This is a genomic window from Pseudomonas sp. GNP012, from assembly GCF_054343835.1.
Map to the genome: position 1 here is coordinate 427136 of NZ_JBTGUU010000001.1, position 17465 is coordinate 444600.

Annotated in this window: 15 protein-coding genes; 10 read left to right on the forward strand and 5 right to left on the reverse strand. The window is 60.7% G+C overall.

What is annotated here, in order from left to right:
* The first annotated feature begins 74 nt into the window (after positions 1–74).
* From ACXX83_RS01865 to guaA, 8 genes are all read left to right on the forward strand, one after another.
* Positions 75–674, forward strand: coding sequence for a CoA pyrophosphatase (locus ACXX83_RS01865; RefSeq protein WP_007973942.1), 600 nt, complete (start codon positions 75–77; stop codon positions 672–674).
* A gap of 45 nt (positions 675–719) precedes the next feature.
* The gene (locus ACXX83_RS01870) at positions 720–1244 is read left to right on the forward strand and encodes a gamma carbonic anhydrase family protein (protein WP_095964847.1); all 525 of its coding nucleotides are present in this window, start codon (positions 720–722) and stop codon (positions 1242–1244) included.
* Positions 1241–1456, forward strand: coding sequence for a DUF1289 domain-containing protein (locus tag ACXX83_RS01875; protein ID WP_015093657.1), 216 nt, complete (start codon positions 1241–1243; stop codon positions 1454–1456). The genes ACXX83_RS01870 and ACXX83_RS01875 overlap by 4 nt, the downstream gene beginning before the upstream one ends.
* Positions 1457–1591: 135 nt before the next feature.
* Positions 1592–2059, forward strand: a complete 468-nt coding sequence (locus tag ACXX83_RS01880; RefSeq protein WP_015093658.1) for a VUT family protein — start codon at positions 1592–1594, stop codon at positions 2057–2059.
* A gap of 77 nt (positions 2060–2136) precedes the next feature.
* A complete protein-coding gene (gene purT / locus ACXX83_RS01885; protein ID WP_458547425.1) occupies positions 2137–3318 on the forward strand; it encodes a formate-dependent phosphoribosylglycinamide formyltransferase in 1182 nt (393 codons plus the stop codon).
* A 186-nt stretch (positions 3319–3504) separates the two neighbouring features.
* Entirely contained in the window at positions 3505–4053 is a 549-nt protein-coding gene (locus ACXX83_RS01890) for a hypothetical protein (protein WP_007973932.1), read from the forward strand.
* Positions 4054–4272: 219 nt separating this feature from the next.
* Positions 4273–5742 carry an IMP dehydrogenase gene (guaB, locus tag ACXX83_RS01895; RefSeq protein ID WP_102670162.1) on the forward strand — a complete coding sequence of 490 codons (1470 nt, stop codon included), beginning with the start codon at positions 4273–4275 and terminating at the stop codon, positions 5740–5742.
* 98 nt (positions 5743–5840) lie between these two features.
* Positions 5841–7418 carry a glutamine-hydrolyzing GMP synthase gene (gene guaA / locus ACXX83_RS01900; RefSeq protein ID WP_007973927.1) on the forward strand — a complete coding sequence of 526 codons (1578 nt, stop codon included), beginning with the start codon at positions 5841–5843 and terminating at the stop codon, positions 7416–7418.
* Positions 7419–7526: 108 nt separating this feature from the next.
* On the opposite strand, the gene ACXX83_RS01905 is transcribed toward guaA, so the two are convergent.
* The gene (locus ACXX83_RS01905) at positions 7527–12173 is read right to left on the reverse strand and encodes a membrane-targeted effector domain-containing toxin (RefSeq protein WP_458547426.1); all 4647 of its coding nucleotides are present in this window, start codon (positions 12171–12173) and stop codon (positions 7527–7529) included.
* A gap of 192 nt (positions 12174–12365) precedes the next feature.
* Between ACXX83_RS01905 and ACXX83_RS01910 the strand changes: the two genes are divergently transcribed.
* Together ACXX83_RS01910 and tadA are read left to right on the forward strand one after the other, a co-directional pair.
* Positions 12366–13742 (forward strand): multicopper oxidase family protein, encoded by a 1377-nt coding sequence (locus ACXX83_RS01910; RefSeq protein WP_217837305.1) that lies wholly within the window; start codon positions 12366–12368, stop codon positions 13740–13742.
* A complete protein-coding gene (gene tadA, locus ACXX83_RS01915; RefSeq protein WP_458373392.1) occupies positions 13742–14239 on the forward strand; it encodes a tRNA adenosine(34) deaminase TadA in 498 nt (165 codons plus the stop codon). Before ACXX83_RS01910 ends, tadA begins: the two co-directional genes overlap by 1 nt.
* Before the next feature lie 131 nt (positions 14240–14370).
* On the opposite strand, the gene cmoB is transcribed toward tadA, so the two are convergent.
* The 4 genes from cmoB to ACXX83_RS01935 all read right to left on the reverse strand — a co-directional run bounded on the left by cmoB (position 14371) and on the right by ACXX83_RS01935 (position 17286).
* Positions 14371–15327, reverse strand: a complete 957-nt coding sequence (cmoB, locus tag ACXX83_RS01920) for a tRNA 5-methoxyuridine(34)/uridine 5-oxyacetic acid(34) synthase CmoB (protein ID WP_458547427.1) — start codon at positions 15325–15327, stop codon at positions 14371–14373.
* On the reverse strand, positions 15324–16067 hold the full coding sequence (gene cmoA, locus ACXX83_RS01925) for a carboxy-S-adenosyl-L-methionine synthase CmoA (protein WP_015093665.1): 744 nt from the start codon (positions 16065–16067) through the stop codon (positions 15324–15326). The genes cmoB and cmoA overlap by 4 nt, the downstream gene beginning before the upstream one ends.
* Positions 16068–16255: 188 nt before the next feature.
* Entirely contained in the window at positions 16256–16891 is a 636-nt protein-coding gene (locus ACXX83_RS01930; protein WP_458547428.1) for a lysoplasmalogenase, read from the reverse strand.
* Between the two features lie 2 nt (positions 16892–16893).
* Positions 16894–17286, reverse strand: coding sequence for a protease inhibitor I42 family protein (locus tag ACXX83_RS01935; RefSeq protein ID WP_458547429.1), 393 nt, complete (start codon positions 17284–17286; stop codon positions 16894–16896).
* Between the last annotated feature and the right edge of the window lie 179 nt (positions 17287–17465).

Genomic DNA, 17465 nt, shown 5'->3' on the forward strand with positions numbered 1-17465 from the left:
GGGGCGGTTGCGGGGGTTGGGCGACCGCAGCGATTGGTGCATGATGCCGGGTAAGGCACAAATCGAGAACACTCATGCTGGACGAGCTACTGCATCGGGTTAGTAACCACACTCCACGCACACTGGAGACCGATCGTCGTTTTCCCGAGGCCGCGGTGCTGGTGCCCATCACCCGCAGTGACGAACCCGAATTGGTGTTGACCCTGCGTGCCAGCGGCCTGTCGACCCATGGCGGCGAAGTCGCTTTCCCCGGTGGTCGCCGCGACCCCGAAGACTCCGACCTGATTTTCACCGCCCTGCGTGAAGCCGAGGAAGAAATCGGCCTGCCGCCGGGGCTGGTCGAGGTGATCGGCCCGCTCAGTCCGCTGATCAGCCTGCATGGCATCATGGTCACGCCCTATGTCGGGGTGATCCCGGATTTTGTCGAATACCGGGCCAACGATGCCGAGATTGCCGCGGTGTTCAGCGTGCCCCTGGAGTTCTTCCGCAAAGACCCCCGCGAACATACCCATCGCATCGACTATCAGGGCCGCAGCTGGTACGTGCCGAGCTATCGCTTTGGCGAATACAAGATCTGGGGACTGACGGCAATCATGATCGTCGAGTTGATCAACCTGCTGTATGACGCCAAAATCAGCCTGCATCAACCTCCCAAAAGCTTTATCAATACCTGAAGCCATCGTTCGAATGGCACTGCCCGAGCCCTGAGGAAAACAACAATGAAATACCGCCTGGGCGACGCCCGTGTCCAAACCCATCCACAGAGCTGGGTCGCCCCCAATGCCGTGCTGGTGGGCAAGGTCAAGCTGGAGGAGGGCGCCAACGTCTGGTTCAACGCCGTGTTGCGCGGCGACAACGAGTTGATCCTGATCGGCAAGAACAGCAACGTCCAGGACGGCACCGTGATGCACACCGATATGGGCTATCCGCTGACCATCGGCACCGGCGTGACCATCGGCCACAACGCCATGCTCCACGGCTGCACCGTCGGCGACTACAGCCTGATCGGCATCAACGCGGTGATTCTCAATGGCGCGAAGATCGGCAAGAACTGCATCATCGGCGCCAATTCGCTGATCGGCGAAGGCAAGGAAATTCCGGACGGATCGCTGGTCATGGGTTCGCCCGGCAAAGTGGTGCGCGAATTGACCGAACCGCAAATCAAGATGCTGGAAGCCAGCGCTGCCCACTATGTGCACAACTCGCAGCGTTATGCCCGCGATCTGGTCGAGCAGGAAGAATGACGGCCACCGAACGCCCGGTAGCATCGCCATGCGTGAGTATTTGTGCGCTGGATGACGATGACATCTGCACCGGTTGCCAGCGCACGGTTGAGGAAATCACCCGCTGGAGCCGCATGACCAACGACGAACGGCGCAAGGTGCTGGGGTTGTGTCATGAACGGGCCAAGGCCAGTGGGTTAGTGTGGATGATCGGGGCAAAACCGCGGTTGTAGGAGCGAGCCTGCTCGCGATGGACTCAAGAACACCGCGGGGAACCAGACTCCCCTGCGTTTTCGTTAACGACCATCGCGAGCAGGCTCGCTCCTACAGTATCCTGTGCGGCAAATTCACAGGTGCTTTCCAAGCCTATGCTCTTCCTGATCACCTACATCAGCAGCGTCGTGCTGATCAACTTCGCCTTTTCCACCGCGCCACACCTGGACATCCTCTGGTCGGCCTGGGGCGGGCTGGTGTTTGTGTTGCGCGACATGGTGCAAACCCGTTTCGGGCATGGCGCCCTCGTGGCGATGCTGGTGGCGCTGGTGTTGTCCTACGCCACCTCCGATCCGTCCATCGCCCTGGCCAGCGCCACGGCGTTCGCGGTTTCCGAGTGCATCGACTGGCTGGTGTTCAGCATCACCCGGCGCCCGCTGCATGATCGCCTGTGGATAAGTTCGGCCCTGAGCATTCCCCTCGATACCTTTATCTTCTTCGGCATGATCGATGCCCTGACGCCGGGGGTGATCCTCACCGCCCTGGGCTCGAAATTCGCCGGGGTCACCGCCGTGTGGCTGATCATGGCCTGGCGCCTGCGCAAACAGGCTGTCGTCAGCTGAAGTTCATGTAAAATGCCGCGCTTTCTCCCCATGGGAAGCGTGCTTCCCTCGATGATCCGCTTCTTGAGGACCTTCAGATGACCCGTATCGGAACTCCATTGTCGCCCACCGCGACCCGCGTATTGATGTGTGGCTGTGGCGAGTTGGGCAAGGAAGTGGTGATCGAGCTGCAACGCCTGGGCGTTGAAGTGATTGCCGTGGATCGCTACGCCAACGCGCCGGCCATGCAGGTGGCGCACCGCAGCCACGTGATCAACATGCTTGACGGCGCTGCCCTGCGTGCCGTGATCGAGGCCGAGAAGCCGCATTTCATCGTCCCGGAAATCGAAGCCATCGCCACCGCGACCCTGGTGGAGCTGGAGTCCGAAGGCTTCACCGTGATCCCGACCGCCCGCGCCGCGCAACTGACCATGAACCGCGAAGGCATCCGTCGCCTGGCCGCTGAAGAGCTGGACCTGCCGACCTCGCCGTACCACTTCGCCGACACCTTCGAGGACTACAGCAAAGCCGTTGAAGACCTCGGTTTCCCGTGCGTGGTCAAGCCGGTCATGAGTTCCTCGGGCAAGGGCCAGAGCCTGCTGCGCAGCGTCGATGACGTGCAGAAAGCCTGGGACTACGCTCAGGAAGGTGGTCGTGCCGGTAAAGGTCGGGTGATTATCGAAGGCTTCATCGATTTCGACTACGAAATCACCCTGCTGACCGTGCGCCACGTGGGCGGCACCACCTTCTGCGCGCCGGTCGGTCACCGTCAGGAGAAGGGCGACTACCAGGAATCCTGGCAGCCGCAGGCCATGAGCCCGATTGCCCTGGCTGAGTCCGAACGCGTCGCCAAAGCCGTGACCGAAGCCTTGGGTGGCCGTGGTCTGTTCGGCGTCGAGTTGTTCATCAAGGGTGACCAGGTGTGGTTCAGCGAAGTCTCGCCGCGCCCGCACGACACCGGTCTGGTCACGCTGATTTCTCAGGACCTGTCGCAGTTCGCCCTGCATGCACGGGCCATTCTCGGCCTGCCGATCCCGTTGATCCGTCAGTTCGGGCCATCGGCCTCGGCGGTGATTCTGGTGGAAGGGCAGTCGACCCGGACCGCATTCGCCAACCTGGGCGCCGCCTTGAGCGAGCCGGATACCGCGCTGCGCCTGTTCGGCAAGCCTGAAGTCAACGGCCAGCGCCGCATGGGCGTGGCCCTGGCACGCGACGAGTCGATCGAAGCCGCCCGCGCCAAGGCGACCCGTGCTTCGCAGGCGGTTGTCGTCGAGTTGTAAAAACAGCTATGGCGGGCCTATACCTTCTATAGGCATCGCGCCATTGCTTTACCTGTAGGAGCGAGCCTGCTTGCGATGGACTCAAGAACACCGCGGGGAACCAGACTCCCCCGCGTTATCGTTAACGACCATCGCGAGCAGGCTCGCTCCTACAGGTCATTTATCAATGCTCCAGGCCTGTACCCCATGAATTCCCAAAGCATCATCGTCCCGAAAATCTCCACCCTGCCGGTGCACGAGCCCCGGGCCCGGGCCGTTGTGCGCTGGCTGGTGCGCAAGAACATCATCCAGGAAGAGCTGACCACCTGCGGCCGCACCGGCAATCGCATGGCCCATGCCATCGCCGACGGTGCCCGCGCAGTGGTCCTGCACCCCGAAGCCCTGCCGTTCGGCGAGCCGGTCAATGGTCTGGAGATCATTACCAAGCGCTGCATCTATACGCCAGCCAAGGGCTTCCTTGAAGAAGCGGGCTGCGCAGAGTGTCGCAAGGAGGTCGGTGAGGCGCTGTTCGAAAGCCTGGAAGACTGGATGCCGGGGCGCACCGATAACTTCACCTGTCCGGAATGCGGGCATGAAGACGACATCAACGGTTTCCTGTTCCTGCAGGAATGCGGCTTCTCCAACCTCGGATTCATCTTCAACAACTGGGCCGAAGCCGGGTTCAAGCAAAGCTTTCTCGACGAGTTCGCCGACTGGCTCGATCAGCCGGTCAGTTGGGTCAAAGTCGAACTCTGAACTTCTGCAGGAGTGAGCTTGCTCGCGATGAACTTTCAGGCCACGCGGGTTTCCAGGCAACCCGCATTATCGTTAACGACCATCGCGAGCATGCTCGCTCCTACAAAAAAGCACCCCGTATGTCAGTAATGCCAATAATAGTCAGAGTTTTACATTGAACCCGAGGGGGTGTCTGACTATAATGGCGCGCTTCCATTTTCCCGCTCGGGAGCCCCCGCGATGCTGCGTATCAGCCAAGAAGCTCTGACATTCGACGACATTCTCCTAGTGCCCGGTTATTCCGAGGTACTTCCTAACGAAGTCAGTCTCAAGACCCGCCTTACCCGTGGCATCGAGCTGAATATTCCACTGGTCTCCGCCGCCATGGACACCGTCACTGAAGCCCGTCTGGCAATTGCCATGGCTCAGGAAGGTGGTATCGGCATCATCCACAAGAACATGACCATCGAGCAGCAAGCTGCCGAAGTGCGCAAGGTCAAGCGTTACGAAGCCGGTGTGGTCAAGGATCCGATCACCATCGTCGCCGACGCTACCGTGCGCGAACTGTTCGAATTGACCCGCATGCACAACATCTCCGGCGTTCCGGTGCTGCACAATGGCGACCTGGTCGGCATTGTTACCTCCCGTGACGTGCGTTTCGAGAACCGTCTGGAAGCCACTGTCCGTGAAGTGATGACGCCTAAAGAGCGTCTGGTCACGGTCAAGGAAGGCGCCGACAAGAACGATGTGCGTGAACTGCTGCACAAGCACCGTATCGAACGCGTGCTGATCGTCGACGACAAATTCGCCCTCAAGGGCATGATGACCGTCAACGACATCGAAAAAGCCAAGGCTTACCCGCTGGCCAGCAAGGACGATCAAGGTCGTTTGCGCGTGGGTGCTGCAGTCGGTACCGGTAAAGACACCGGTGACCGCGTTGCCGCGCTGGTCGCCGCCGGCGTTGACGTGGTGGTGGTCGACACCGCTCACGGTCACTCCAAAGGCGTGATCGACCGCGTTCGCTGGGTCAAGCAGAACTTCCCTGAAGTGCAGGTCATCGGCGGCAACATCGCCACCGGCGCTGCCGCCAAGGCCTTGGCCGAAGCCGGCGCTGACGCGGTCAAGGTCGGTATCGGCCCTGGCTCGATCTGCACCACCCGTATCGTCGCCGGTGTCGGCGTACCGCAAATCAGTGCCATCGCCAACGTCGCCGCTGCCCTTGAAGGCACTGGCGTGCCGTTGATCGCCGACGGCGGTATCCGTTTCTCCGGTGACCTGTCCAAGGCCATCGTGGCCGGTGCTTCCTGCGTGATGATGGGCTCGATGTTCGCCGGTACCGAAGAGGCGCCGGGCGAGATCGAACTGTTCCAGGGCCGTTCGTACAAGGCTTATCGCGGCATGGGTTCGCTGGGCGCCATGTCCCAGGCCCAGGGGTCCTCCGACCGTTACTTCCAGGACTCCTCGGCAGGCGCCGAGAAGCTCGTTCCGGAAGGTATCGAAGGGCGTGTTCCGTACAAGGGCACCCTGAGCGCGATCATCCACCAGTTGATGGGCGGCCTGCGCTCCTCGATGGGCTACACCGGTAGCGCCAACATCGAAGAGATGCGCACCAAGCCCGAGTTCGTGCGGATCACCGGCGCCGGCATGGCCGAGTCCCACGTTCACGACGTGCAGATCACCAAGGAAGCGCCAAACTACCGCGTAGGTTGAGCCTTCCAGCAAAAAGTTAACGACCGGGGCTGTTTTATTCAGCCCCGAGTTGTTTCTGAATCACGACTGTTTCCGAATTTTTTAGACGAGACTGAATCATGGCCCTCGACATTCACGCTCACCGCATCCTGATCCTCGACTTCGGTTCCCAGTACACCCAGCTGATCGCCCGCCGCGTGCGTGAAATCGGCGTGTATTGCGAACTGCATCCGTTCGACATGGACGAAGATGCGATCCGCGAATTCGCTCCTAAAGGCGTCATCCTCGCCGGTGGCCCGGAGTCGGTTCACGAAGCCAACAGCCCTCGCTGCCCGCAAGCCGTTTTCGATCTGGGTGTGCCGGTCTTCGGTATCTGCTACGGCATGCAGACCATGGCCGAGCAACTGGGCGGCAAGGTTGAAGGTTCCGAGCTGCGTGAGTTCGGTTACGCCCGCGTGGACGTGGTCGGCAAGAGCCGTCTGCTCGACGGCATTGAAGACCACATCGACGCCGACGGCCTGTTCGGCCTCGACGTATGGATGAGCCACGGTGACAAGGTCACCCGGATGCCGGAAGACTTCCACATCCTGGCCAGCACCCCGAGCTGCCCGATCGCCGGCATGTTCAGCGACGAACGTCGCTACTACGGCGTACAGTTCCACCCGGAAGTGACCCACACCAAGCAGGGCGGTCGCATCCTGTCGCGCTTCATCCTCGACATCTGCGAGTGCGAAGCACTGTGGACCCCGTCGAAGATCGCTGAAGACGCCATCGCCCAGGTTCGCGCCCAGGTCGGCACCGATAACGTCTTGCTCGGCTTGTCCGGCGGTGTCGATTCGTCCGTGGTTGCCGCACTGCTGCACAAGGCCATCGGCGACCAGCTGACCTGCGTGTTCGTCGACAACGGCCTGCTGCGCCTGCACGAAGGCGAGCAAGTGATGGCCATGTTCGCCGAGAACATGGGCGTCAAGGTGATCCGCGCCAATGCCGAGGACCAGTTCCTCAACAACCTGGCCGGCGAAGCCGACCCGGAGAAGAAGCGCAAGATCATCGGCCGCACCTTCATCGACGTGTTCGATGCCGAATCCTGCAAGCTGGACAACATCAAGTACCTGGCCCAGGGCACCATCTACCCGGACGTGATCGAGTCGGCTGGCGCGAAAAGCGGCAAGGCCCACGTGATCAAGTCGCACCACAACGTGGGCGGCCTGCCGGAAGAAATGAACCTGAAACTGGTCGAGCCGCTGCGCGAACTGTTCAAGGACGAAGTCCGCCGTCTGGGCCTGGAGCTGGGCCTGCCGTACGACATGGTCTACCGTCACCCGTTCCCGGGCCCGGGCCTGGGCGTGCGCATCCTCGGTGAAGTGAAGAAGGAATACGCCGACCTGCTGCGTCGTGCCGACCACATCTTCATCGAAGAACTGCGCAAGGCCGACTGGTACCACAAGGTCAGCCAGGCCTTCGTGGTGTTCCAGCCGGTGAAATCGGTTGGCGTGGTTGGCGATGGCCGTCGTTACGCCTGGGTCGTGGCCCTGCGTGCCGTGGAAACCATCGACTTCATGACCGCGCGTTGGGCTCACCTGCCTTACGAACTGCTGGAAACCGTATCCGGCCGCATCATCAATGAAATCGAAGGCATCTCCCGCGTCACCTACGACGTGTCGAGCAAGCCGCCGGCGACCATTGAGTGGGAGTGATCGTATTTGAGCCTGTGAACCCGGGCTCAAAACGATAGCGGTAAAAGAAGCCCCCGGTCGCGAGACCGGGGGCTTCTTGCATGCAGGCGTGGCAGAAACAGGCACGAACTACAGTGGCAGACGTCCTTCGAGGTCCATGCCCATGCGGCTCAGGGCCCAGGACAGTTCGACGATACTGGCGTATGGCACCTGATGCACATCAGTCCATGTCGGGCGATTGATCAGGTATTTGCCGTCAGCCGTACGCTCGACCAGCGTTCGCGCAATCTGGCGGTCTCTGCCGCGATGAATCAAGGTCCAGGTTCCATCGACTTTCTCGAAGGTGAACATGCCTTGCCGGAACAGCAGCCGATTGAGTTCCGCCGGTGTTCGCTCGAGCAGCGGTAGTGGCATCTGCAGGCTCAGGTCGGCGTACAGCGTATCGTATTCGCCACTGACATGGTCCGGTTGCGTGGTGAAGCCCCGTCCCACTTCGATGCCCCGGTCTGTCTCGATCAGCAGGCGTTGTTCGGGCAACACTTCTTCGATGCGCAAGCCGATGCCGCCCTGTATTTCACTGATGCCGGCCATACCGCGAAAGGTGTTGATGTTTTCCTGGTCGGTCAGTACCACCCATTTACCTGCGCCATTGAGGGATTCGTTGGCCTGCATGATCGTGTGGGTGAGGTAGTTCTTTATGGCTTGCTCATGCATGTCGGGCAGTGGCGAGGCGGGATAGCGATAGCTCGCCAGACAGTCCGTCGCCTGAACCCGAATGCCGTTGAGTCGCGCAGCCCTGACCACTTCAAGCGGCGTATACCGCCCTGACGGGTCGCTTTGCAGTTGTTGCAGCGTTTCCTCCAGGTCATCGGACATTTCCCCGGTGCTGAAGAATGTGTTCAAGTCCAGTTGACTGAAATCGTTGAGCAGGCGATGGAAATAAAGTGTTTTGACCCCCTGTCTGGCGAGTGTCGGCATGTTCTCGATGAGAAAACGCATACTGGCAATGCGGTCCTGACTCTCACCGATGACCAGGCCATTTGCTGCATCCAGCGCCTGCCCGATCAGTTCTGTGGCGGTGGTCGAGGGCGTGACGACGGGGATGGCCGGGCGGGCGGGCAGGGAAGTGGAGAAATCGCTGCGGGCAAAGAAGCTTCGAGCGTCCCGTGACAACTCGGCACGAGGGGCGGCGACGTATTCGTCGTAGGTGGTAATCCCTTTCATTGTACCGTCGGGCAAACGGCTGACTTTGACATGGGTCTCCGGTTTGCCCATCGCCAGTTTCCTGAGGCTGTATCTGGCAGGTGCGTCGTATTTTGTGGCGGGTTTGCGTAGCGACACTCCTTCCAGGTCGTTACCCCCACCCTTGAGTCCATATCGTGGCATCGTTTCCCACTCACCTTCGGCATTCAGTCTTACTGGAATCGAGCCGACGAACGTTGATGGTCGCTGCGGATCAACTACGGCCCAGTGCCCGGATCCGGCGCCATCGTTTTGAAAGCGAACGTAGAAGGGAGTCTCGTTCATCATGATGGCCGTCGAGGGCTCGGAATCGAGTCGATAGATACCCTGGAATTTCCCGGGCGTTGTTTCGGGTGTTATCCCTTCCAGCAATTCGTTGGCTTGCCAGTGCTGGGGTATGCTCGGCCGCTGGACTTCAGGTCGTACCCGGGCAAGCTCCTCGAGCTCCGATGCCGCACCCTCGACCTCTCCAGCCACTGGCGGCCAACCCATCGGTTGCATGCCATTTTCAATCAGTGCCTGTTTCAGTTCCCCCAGGTTATCCACTGTCATGGAGTCATAGGCCGGCCCAAGCGGAGTATCCAGGTTGATCCTGCCACCGGGTGTCATTCTGATCACAGTGTCGGCCATTCGATTCTCGGCATTGCGATAGACCACCAACAGGCTGCTTCTGTAGCGTTGAAAGGTGAACATCCCCGGTTCCGGTAACAGCGCTCGCAGCTCTTGTGGCGTCCGGTAGGCCCAGGGGGTTTGCATTTGTACACGCCAGTCGCCTTTGATGCTGTCTCGGATGTGGTCGAAACCCGTGATACCGGACCCTTCCTCCTCGACAGGCGAGCCTAGATAGTCTGCATATTCCACCGCTAATCCCGGATCGGAACCAATGGGCAGTGCCTGACCCGGTGTCACGTCTTCGATTCGTACACTCAAGGCGTCAGTCTGTTCACTGATGCCTTGATAGCCTCTGAAACTCGTCATGTGTTCCTGATCGACCAAGGCAATCCATTTGGCGGGTCCCTTCAATTCTTCATTGAGCTGAATGACCTCGCCAGCAAAGTAACTCCTCGCCATTTGGCTGTCCGGATGCCGGGAAAACGAGTCTTCGTTGATGTTGTAGGTCGTTGTCATATCGATGGCCTGCACCCGCACACGCTGGGCGTTGGCAGACCTCACCAGCGCCAGCAGGTTGAATCTGCCCTCGGGATCGTTGCCGGCCTTGAAGTCGAGTTTTCTCAGGTAGTTCTCCAGCTCTTCGGGCATTTCGCCGGTTCTGGCGAAAGTGTCCAGATCGAGCTGATTAACGTTGGCCAGCAGTTCCTGCAAGTACAACGTCTTCACGCCGCGGCGGGCCAGGGCGGGCATGTTTTCGATCAGGAACTGCTTACTGCCGACACTGCCGCGGCTCTCGCCAACGATCAGTCCCGGTTTTTCCGCGAATGCGACGTCGAGCAGTTCGGTCGATGTGTTTAACACTCGTGCAGGGACTGGAAGGCGAGGGGGCGGGGGATTGAGCTCGTAGTAAGCGTTTGCATCGCTGATCAATTCATTGCGTGGCTCTTCCTGATCCAGCTGGAACTCGCTCAAGGACTCGGTGAGTTCTGCTTCGATCCCAAGCTCGCTACGTGCATCTATGCTGCCCAGGGTCCGTAAACGTCTGTACAAATTACGTACATCGGGTCCACCGAGTGCCCAGGCCCTCATTTGCGGGTCTTCGAGGCCGGGCACATGAATGCCCGGTGTACGCGCCCATTCTTCAATGACGGGCTCGCTTGTCGCACCAGCGCTGGAAACCGGCGGTACGATCATGCCGCCCCTCAGTCCCAGGCGCGGGGTGATTTCCCAGGTGCCAGCAGCATTTAAACGCACGGGGATCGAACCAGAGAATGCATGGGGGTTGGCCGGGTCGATGATGGCCCAGGTGCCACGGCCATTGATATCGGATTCATAGCGCACGAAGTACGCGCTGTCGTTGAGCTTTATCGCGGACGAAGGGTTGGAAGCAAGCTGATAGGTGCCTTGAAACTTGCCCGGTTCGTGAACCAGTGTGTCGTCGCTGAGCGATACCTTGATCTTGAAAGATTCCGGCACCTTCACTGTAGGTCCGGCATTATCCGTTGTTCCAACGGCCACCTCGGTCGGTCCGGGTTTGGGGGCTTTGGCCGGTGGTGTTGTCTCCTTCAGCTCAGCCATTTCCTTCGCCTCGGCGGCGTCGATTTCGGGGCCGGCTTCTTCCAGCGAACCGGGACCTTTGAGGACGAGCAGGTTGAACACTATGTCGATACCGCTGAGCACCGCGCCAAGCACACCGGCCTTGCGTTCCTCGGCGGTTTTGCCGTTGACCGCCTGATCGATGTTCAACCCCATGTTGGCGATGCTGGCGCCGATAACCGGTAGTGCGACCGGCCAGCCGACGACCGCCATCGGACCGAACACTTTCACGCCGGCGCTGAGGTAACCGATCCACAGTTTTTCACGCAGATCGCCATTGGAGGTCAGTGACAGCGCGGCCTCGGCGGACATCGCGGCCTTGGTCGAGTCTCGCAGCCAACTGAAAACGTCACCGTCAACGCCGCGGTTTTCCTGATTGATCAACTGATGGTCGTACACACTCCAGCTGCCCACCAGGCGGTTCATCAGGTCCGGGAGGTTGTCAGCGATGTCCTGGCGATCGACCATGGAGAAGTGCGCCATGAATGCCTGGCGTCGCGCCTCGTCATTCATTTGCAGCAACACCCAGAAGTGCATGTCCGTTTCGGTTTCCAGCACCTTGAAGGCTTCGGCCTCTCCGGGAAGGTAGAGAATCTGCCGGCCTTTGGGCGCCTTGATGCGCACAATGTTGTTCGACAGGTAGCCGGCCACGTCCAGCATTCGTACCTGGGCATGCGTATCGGCATATTGCGTTTGCAATATCTGCATGCTGACCGGCCAGGTGATGGGGCCCATGACGGCCGTGACGGCGACATTGAAGTCCGCGTCACTGAGCTTTTTACGGTCGCGGGCCCGCAAGGCGTTGATGAGAAAATTGCACTTGGCCAGGGTACGGAAGTCGGCGCCGGATTCGGTCCAGAAGCTCGTCAGCCGTTCGTTGTAGAGCGCGCTGAAGTCAATGCTCCAGAAGTCCGTCAGCACGTCGTTGCCGTGCAGGCGCACTTCGTTGGTTTCATTGAAAGTCCCGGTGCGCGGTCCAGTGGTATAGAAACCCGCATACACATCCAGCAGATCGGCGTTGTCCTGATCGGCGGCGCGGAAGCGGTGGATCACCAGTTGGGTCAGGGTCATGGACGACGTCGGGGTGGCGTTGACATGCTCCCATCCGGAGAAGGCCTTCGAGCTGCTTTGCGACGCGTCGAAGCGGTGGAAATACACCCGGTCCGGATCGAGGCCGGTGATGCCGTACTTTTTCAGCAGGTTAAGGGCGACGTCATGAGCGGTGTCTTGCAGGCTGGGGCAAGTCCTGATGATGCGGGTGGCGATGGCCTTGAGGGCGGCCTTGTCGTCTGCATTGGGCAGGGGCCGGTTTTGATTTGGATTCATGCAGTCTCACTCCTTGAGAAACGAGTATCGAGCATGAGCCGTTCGTTCAGAGGAGGTGTACTACATAGTTATATGCATGGGCGATCCGGCATGCGTCACTGTATCGCCCTTACTGTTTCGCAGTTGCAGGTGTATCGTATTCGCCTTTTCCGGGTCGCTGGCCTGTCGTTGATTTGTGAGGTAGTTGAGTTCATGTCCTTTACCCGTCGCCAAATACTCGGTGGCCTGGCCGGTCTTGTTGTCGTTGGCGTGGGAGCCGGTGGTGCGTCGCGCTACTGGCTGGGCAAGATGGCCGATGCGGATGCCGGTCACGACTATGAGCTGATTGCGGCGCCGTTGGACGTGGAGTTGGTGGCCGGGCACAAGACCCAGGCCTGGGCCTTTGGCCCGTCGGCGCCGGGCACCGAGTTGCGGGTGCGCCAGGGTGAATGGCTGCGGGTGCGCTTCATCAATCACTTGCCGGTGGCGACCACCATTCACTGGCACGGCATCCGCTTGCCGCTGGAAATGGACGGCGTACCCTACGTCTCGCAATTGCCGGTGCTGCCGGGCGAGTACTTCGACTACAAATTCCGCGTACCGGATGCCGGCAGCTACTGGTACCACCCGCATGTGAACAGCAGCGAAGAACTCGGCCGTGGCCTGGTGGGCCCGCTGATCATCGAAGAGCGCGAGCCCACCGGTTTCAAGTACGAAAAGACCTTGAGCCTGAAGAGCTGGCATGTCGACGAGGTCGGCAATTTCGTCGAGTTCAGCATTCCCCGGGAAGCGGCCCGTGGCGGCACGGCGGGACGCCTGGCGACCATCAACGGTGTGCCGCAGGCGGTGATCGACTTGCCGGCGGGGCAGATCACCCGGGTGCGCATTCTCAATCTCGATAACACCCTGACCTATCGCCTGAACATTCCCGGCGTCGAAGCGCAGATCTACGCGCTGGACGGTAACCCCATCGAACCGCGCCCGCTGGGCAAGGAATACTGGCTCGGCCCCGGCATGCGCATTTGTCTTGCGATCAAGGCGCCAGCGGCCGGTGAAGAGTTGTCCTTGCGCAACGGCCCGGTGCGCCTGGGTACCTTGCGTTCAGTGGCCAATACCGACGCACCAAGCCAATGGCCGCCGGCACTGCCGGCCAACCCGATTGCCGAGCCGGACCTGGCCAATGCCGTGAAACTCAACTTCAATTTCGAATGGGTCGGCTCGGTGTCGGTCAACGTCGACAACGGCAAGCCGCCGAGCCTGTGGCAGATCAACGGCAAGGCCTGGGACATCACCGACAAGACCTGCGCCGACCGCCCGATTGCCAAGTTGGAAAAGGGCAAGAGCTACATTTTCGAATTGAAGAACATGACCCAGTATCAGCACCCGATTCACCTGCACGGCATGAGCTTCAAAGTCATCGCCTCGAACCGGCACAAAGTGATTCCGTACTTCACCGACACTTATCTGCTGGGCAAGAACGAGCGCGCGCAAGTGGCGCTGGTGGCGGATAACCCCGGGGTCTGGATGTTCCACTGCCATGTGATCGATCACATGGAAACCGGCCTGATGGCCGCCATCGAGGTGGCGTGATGCGTCAGATTCGTCCCGCCGCCATCATCGACCGCAGCCGTGATCGCGAATTCATGCGTGAAGCCCTGGCCCTGGCCGCCCAAGGCGCAGCCCTGGGCGAAGTGCCGGTGGGCGCGGTGCTGGTGCAGGACGGTGAAATCATCGGGCGTGGCTTCAATTGCCCGATCAGCACCAGCGATCCCAGTGCCCACGCCGAGATGGTCGCGATTCGCGCCGCCGCCGAGGCCGTCAGCAACTATCGCCTGCCCGGCAGTACGCTGTATGTGACGCTGGAGCCGTGCAGCATGTGCGCCGGGCTGATCGTGCACTCGCGGATCACGCGGGTGGTGTATGGCGCGCTGGAGCCCAAGGCGGGGATTGTGCAGAGCCAGGGGCAATTCTTTACCCAGGGCTTTTTGAATCACCGGGTGTTGCATGAGGGGGGGGTGTTGGCGCAGGAGTGCGGAGCTGTTTTAAGTGAGTTCTTCAAGGCCCGAAGAGCAAAACCTTCCGACTAAACACAGACCCCCCTGTAGGAGCGAGCCTGCTCGCGATGGTCGTGAACGATTACGCGGGCAATCTGGTTCCCCGCGGTGTTCTTGAGTCCATCGCGAGCAGGCTCGCTCCTACAGGGGATCTTCAGTGGCTGTTATTTACGGGCGACGATGACTGCCCGCATCGGCGCCGGTAGCCCTTCAACGGTCTTGCTGTGATCTTCCGGATCGAGGAAATCACTCAGCGACTGATACTTCATCCACTCCGTCCCGCGCTGTTCCTCGACAGTGGTGGTGCTCACATCCACGCACCTCACATCGCTGAACCCGGCACGTCGCAGCCACAACTCCAGCGCCGGCACCGACGGCAGGAACCATACGTTGCGCATCTGCGCGTAGCGGTCTTCCGGCACCAGTACCTGGTGCTTGTCGCCTTCGACCACCAGCGTTTCCAGCACCAGCTCACCACCCTTGACCAGGCAGTCCTTCAGCGCCAGCAAATGCTCGATAGGCGAGCGACGGTGGTAGAACACGCCCATGGAAAATACTGTGTCGAAGCCTTCGAGGTTCGGCGGCAGGTCTTCGAACGGGAAGGGCAGGTGCCAGGCGTTCGGTTCGGACAGGTAGCGCTGCACCGCCTGGAACTGGCAGAAGAACAGCCAGTTGGGGTCGACACCGATCACGCTGTCGGCACCGGCGCCGAGCATGCGCCACATGTAGTAGCCGTTGCCGCAGCCGACATCGAGGATGCGCTTGCCCACGAGGTCCAGATGCGGGGCGACCCGCGACCACTTCCAGTCCGAGCGCCATTCGGTGTCGACGTGCACGCCGAACAGGTCGAACGGGCCCTTGCGCCACGGCGACAGGCCCATCAACGCGGAACGCATTTGCGCGCGGGTTTCATCGTCGCAATCGGTGTCCAGCTTCAGGCCGTTGAGCAAATCGACTTCGCTCGGCTGGATCTTTGGCAGAGCGTCCAGCGCGCTTTGCCAGCGCTCCAGGTCGCCATGGCCCTTTTCCATTTTCTTGTCGAGTTGCGCCTGCAGGGTGTTGGCCCATTCGGCCAGCGGCGTGCCGGCCAGACGGCGGGAGAGGGGAGACAGATCAATCATGGCAGGGCAATCAACGAGGCAAAGTTAAGACACTGGAACCATGGCACGACTTTCGAGAACCCGGCGGCCAACAGGCGCTCGCGGTGTTCTTCGAGGCTGTCGGGCTTCATGACGTTTTCGATGGCGCTGCGTTTCTGGGCGATTTCCAGCTCGCTGTAGCCGTTGGCGCGTTTGAAGGCGATGTGCAGGTCGGTGAGCAACGCGTGTTCCTGCTCGTCTTCGAAGCGCAGTTTTTCCGAGAGGATCAGGGCACCGCCGGGCAACAGCGACTGACGGATGCGCGTCAACAGCGCGGTGCGTTGGTCCGGGGCGATGAATTGCAGGGTGAAGTTCAGCGCTACCACCGAGGCCGGCTGGAACTCCAGCGCCAGGATGTCGCCCTCGATCACCTCGACCGGCAGCAACTCCTGGAACATCGAGTCCTGGCCATTGAGGTATTCGCGGCAGCGCTCGACCATGGCCGCCGAGTTATCCACAGCGATGACGCGGCAACCATCGGTGCGTACATGCCGGCGCAGGGCCTGGGTCACGGCACCCAGGGACGAGCCTAGGTCGTAGAGCACGCTGCCCGGTTGGGCGAACTGCGCGGCGAGCACGCCGAGGTTTTCGACAATGGTCGGATAGCCCGGCACCGAGCGCTTGATCATGTCCGGGAACACCCGCACCACGTCCTCGTTGAAGGCGAAGTCAGGCACCTGGGCCAAAGGCTGGGCGAAAAGGCGATCGGGTTCTTTGCTCACGGCGGTTCCAGCGGTGTCGGTGAAAAGGCCGGCATTTTAGCCAAGTTGGCGCGGGGATGCGCGGGTTGTCTGATAAACCGCCAAGCAGCCTGCAAAGTCTTTGTGTTCAGTGATATTGCTATCGCGAGCAAGCTCGCTCCCACAAGGACTGCGCAATACCTGTGGGAGCGAGCTTGCTCGCGATGGGTTTAACGCGGTTTTTGAGTGAATGCCGAGGCAGTGATGCCCCATTGCCCCAGCCAATAGCTGAGGATGATCACATAGGGTGCCGCATCGAACGGCACCACGAACCGGCTGATGCCAATCACACTGTCCGAAAACACAAAGGCCACCGCACCACCGGCAGCCAGCAAGGCCGAACGCTTGGGCACATCACTGCCAAGCCGCGCCAGCGCGCGCCAGAGCATGGTGCTGATCGCCAGGCCGTAGACGATCACCGGAACCAGTAGTAGCCCCAGTCCATGAGAAATCAGAATCCCCAACAGCACCGCACCCACGCCGAGGGCGATGATCAGGGGTAAAAGGGCCAGGCGCCGGCAATCGCTCAAGTAGGCTTTCAGATACGCCAGGTGGGCGACCAGAAATGCGCCGAGGCCGAACACGAACAAGTCCCCCGGCAAGGCCAGCAACACGTCGCCGACCAAGGAGAAAATCAGGCCCAGGCTGAGCCAGCGCCGGTACTCGCCGGGTGGTGCGTCGTGCAGCCAGCCGAGCAAGGCCAGCACCGGCAGCGGCTTGACCAGCAGGCACAGCATCGAGGCATGCACGCTCAGGCCATAAAGGAAGGTCACGGCGCCCATCAGCGCCAGAATCAGCCAGCCCACGGTCAGTTAACCGAAATCGCGCAGTCGAACGAGTCCACCGGCAGCACTTCCGGCGCCCATGGCTGTTGCGAGGTCAGGCGCAGGCGTCCCGTGCCGGTCGCAAAAGCCTGGAAGCGCCAGGTCGAAACCCCGGCCGAACCGACGATGCCGGCATCTTCCGGATTTCGATACACCTCAGGCCCCAAGGCGTGCAGTACGCCGCCGGCCGAATCCTGGATCGCCCAGCGATAACCCGTGGTCGGATTGCTCGGCAGGGTCAGGATCAGGTTTTGTCCGTTGCTGAGTTTCACCGGGCATTCGCTCTGTTTTTCCACAGTCACGTTGTGTGCAGGTTGCGTGGCGCACGCGGCCAGCAAGGCGAGGGCGAGGGGGACAAGCAGGCGAGTGGGGGACATGAGATCAGTGGCTCCGGCGTTGGCGACGAACGGCGAGCATAACTGAAGATGAGACAAAGTGTGACAGGGTTGGGAGTTGGCGTTGTCAGTGCCGACGCCTTCGCGGGCAAGCCCGCTCCCACAGGGATTGAGGGTGCACATAAGTTTTGTGACCGACTCAATTTCCCGTGGGAGCGGGC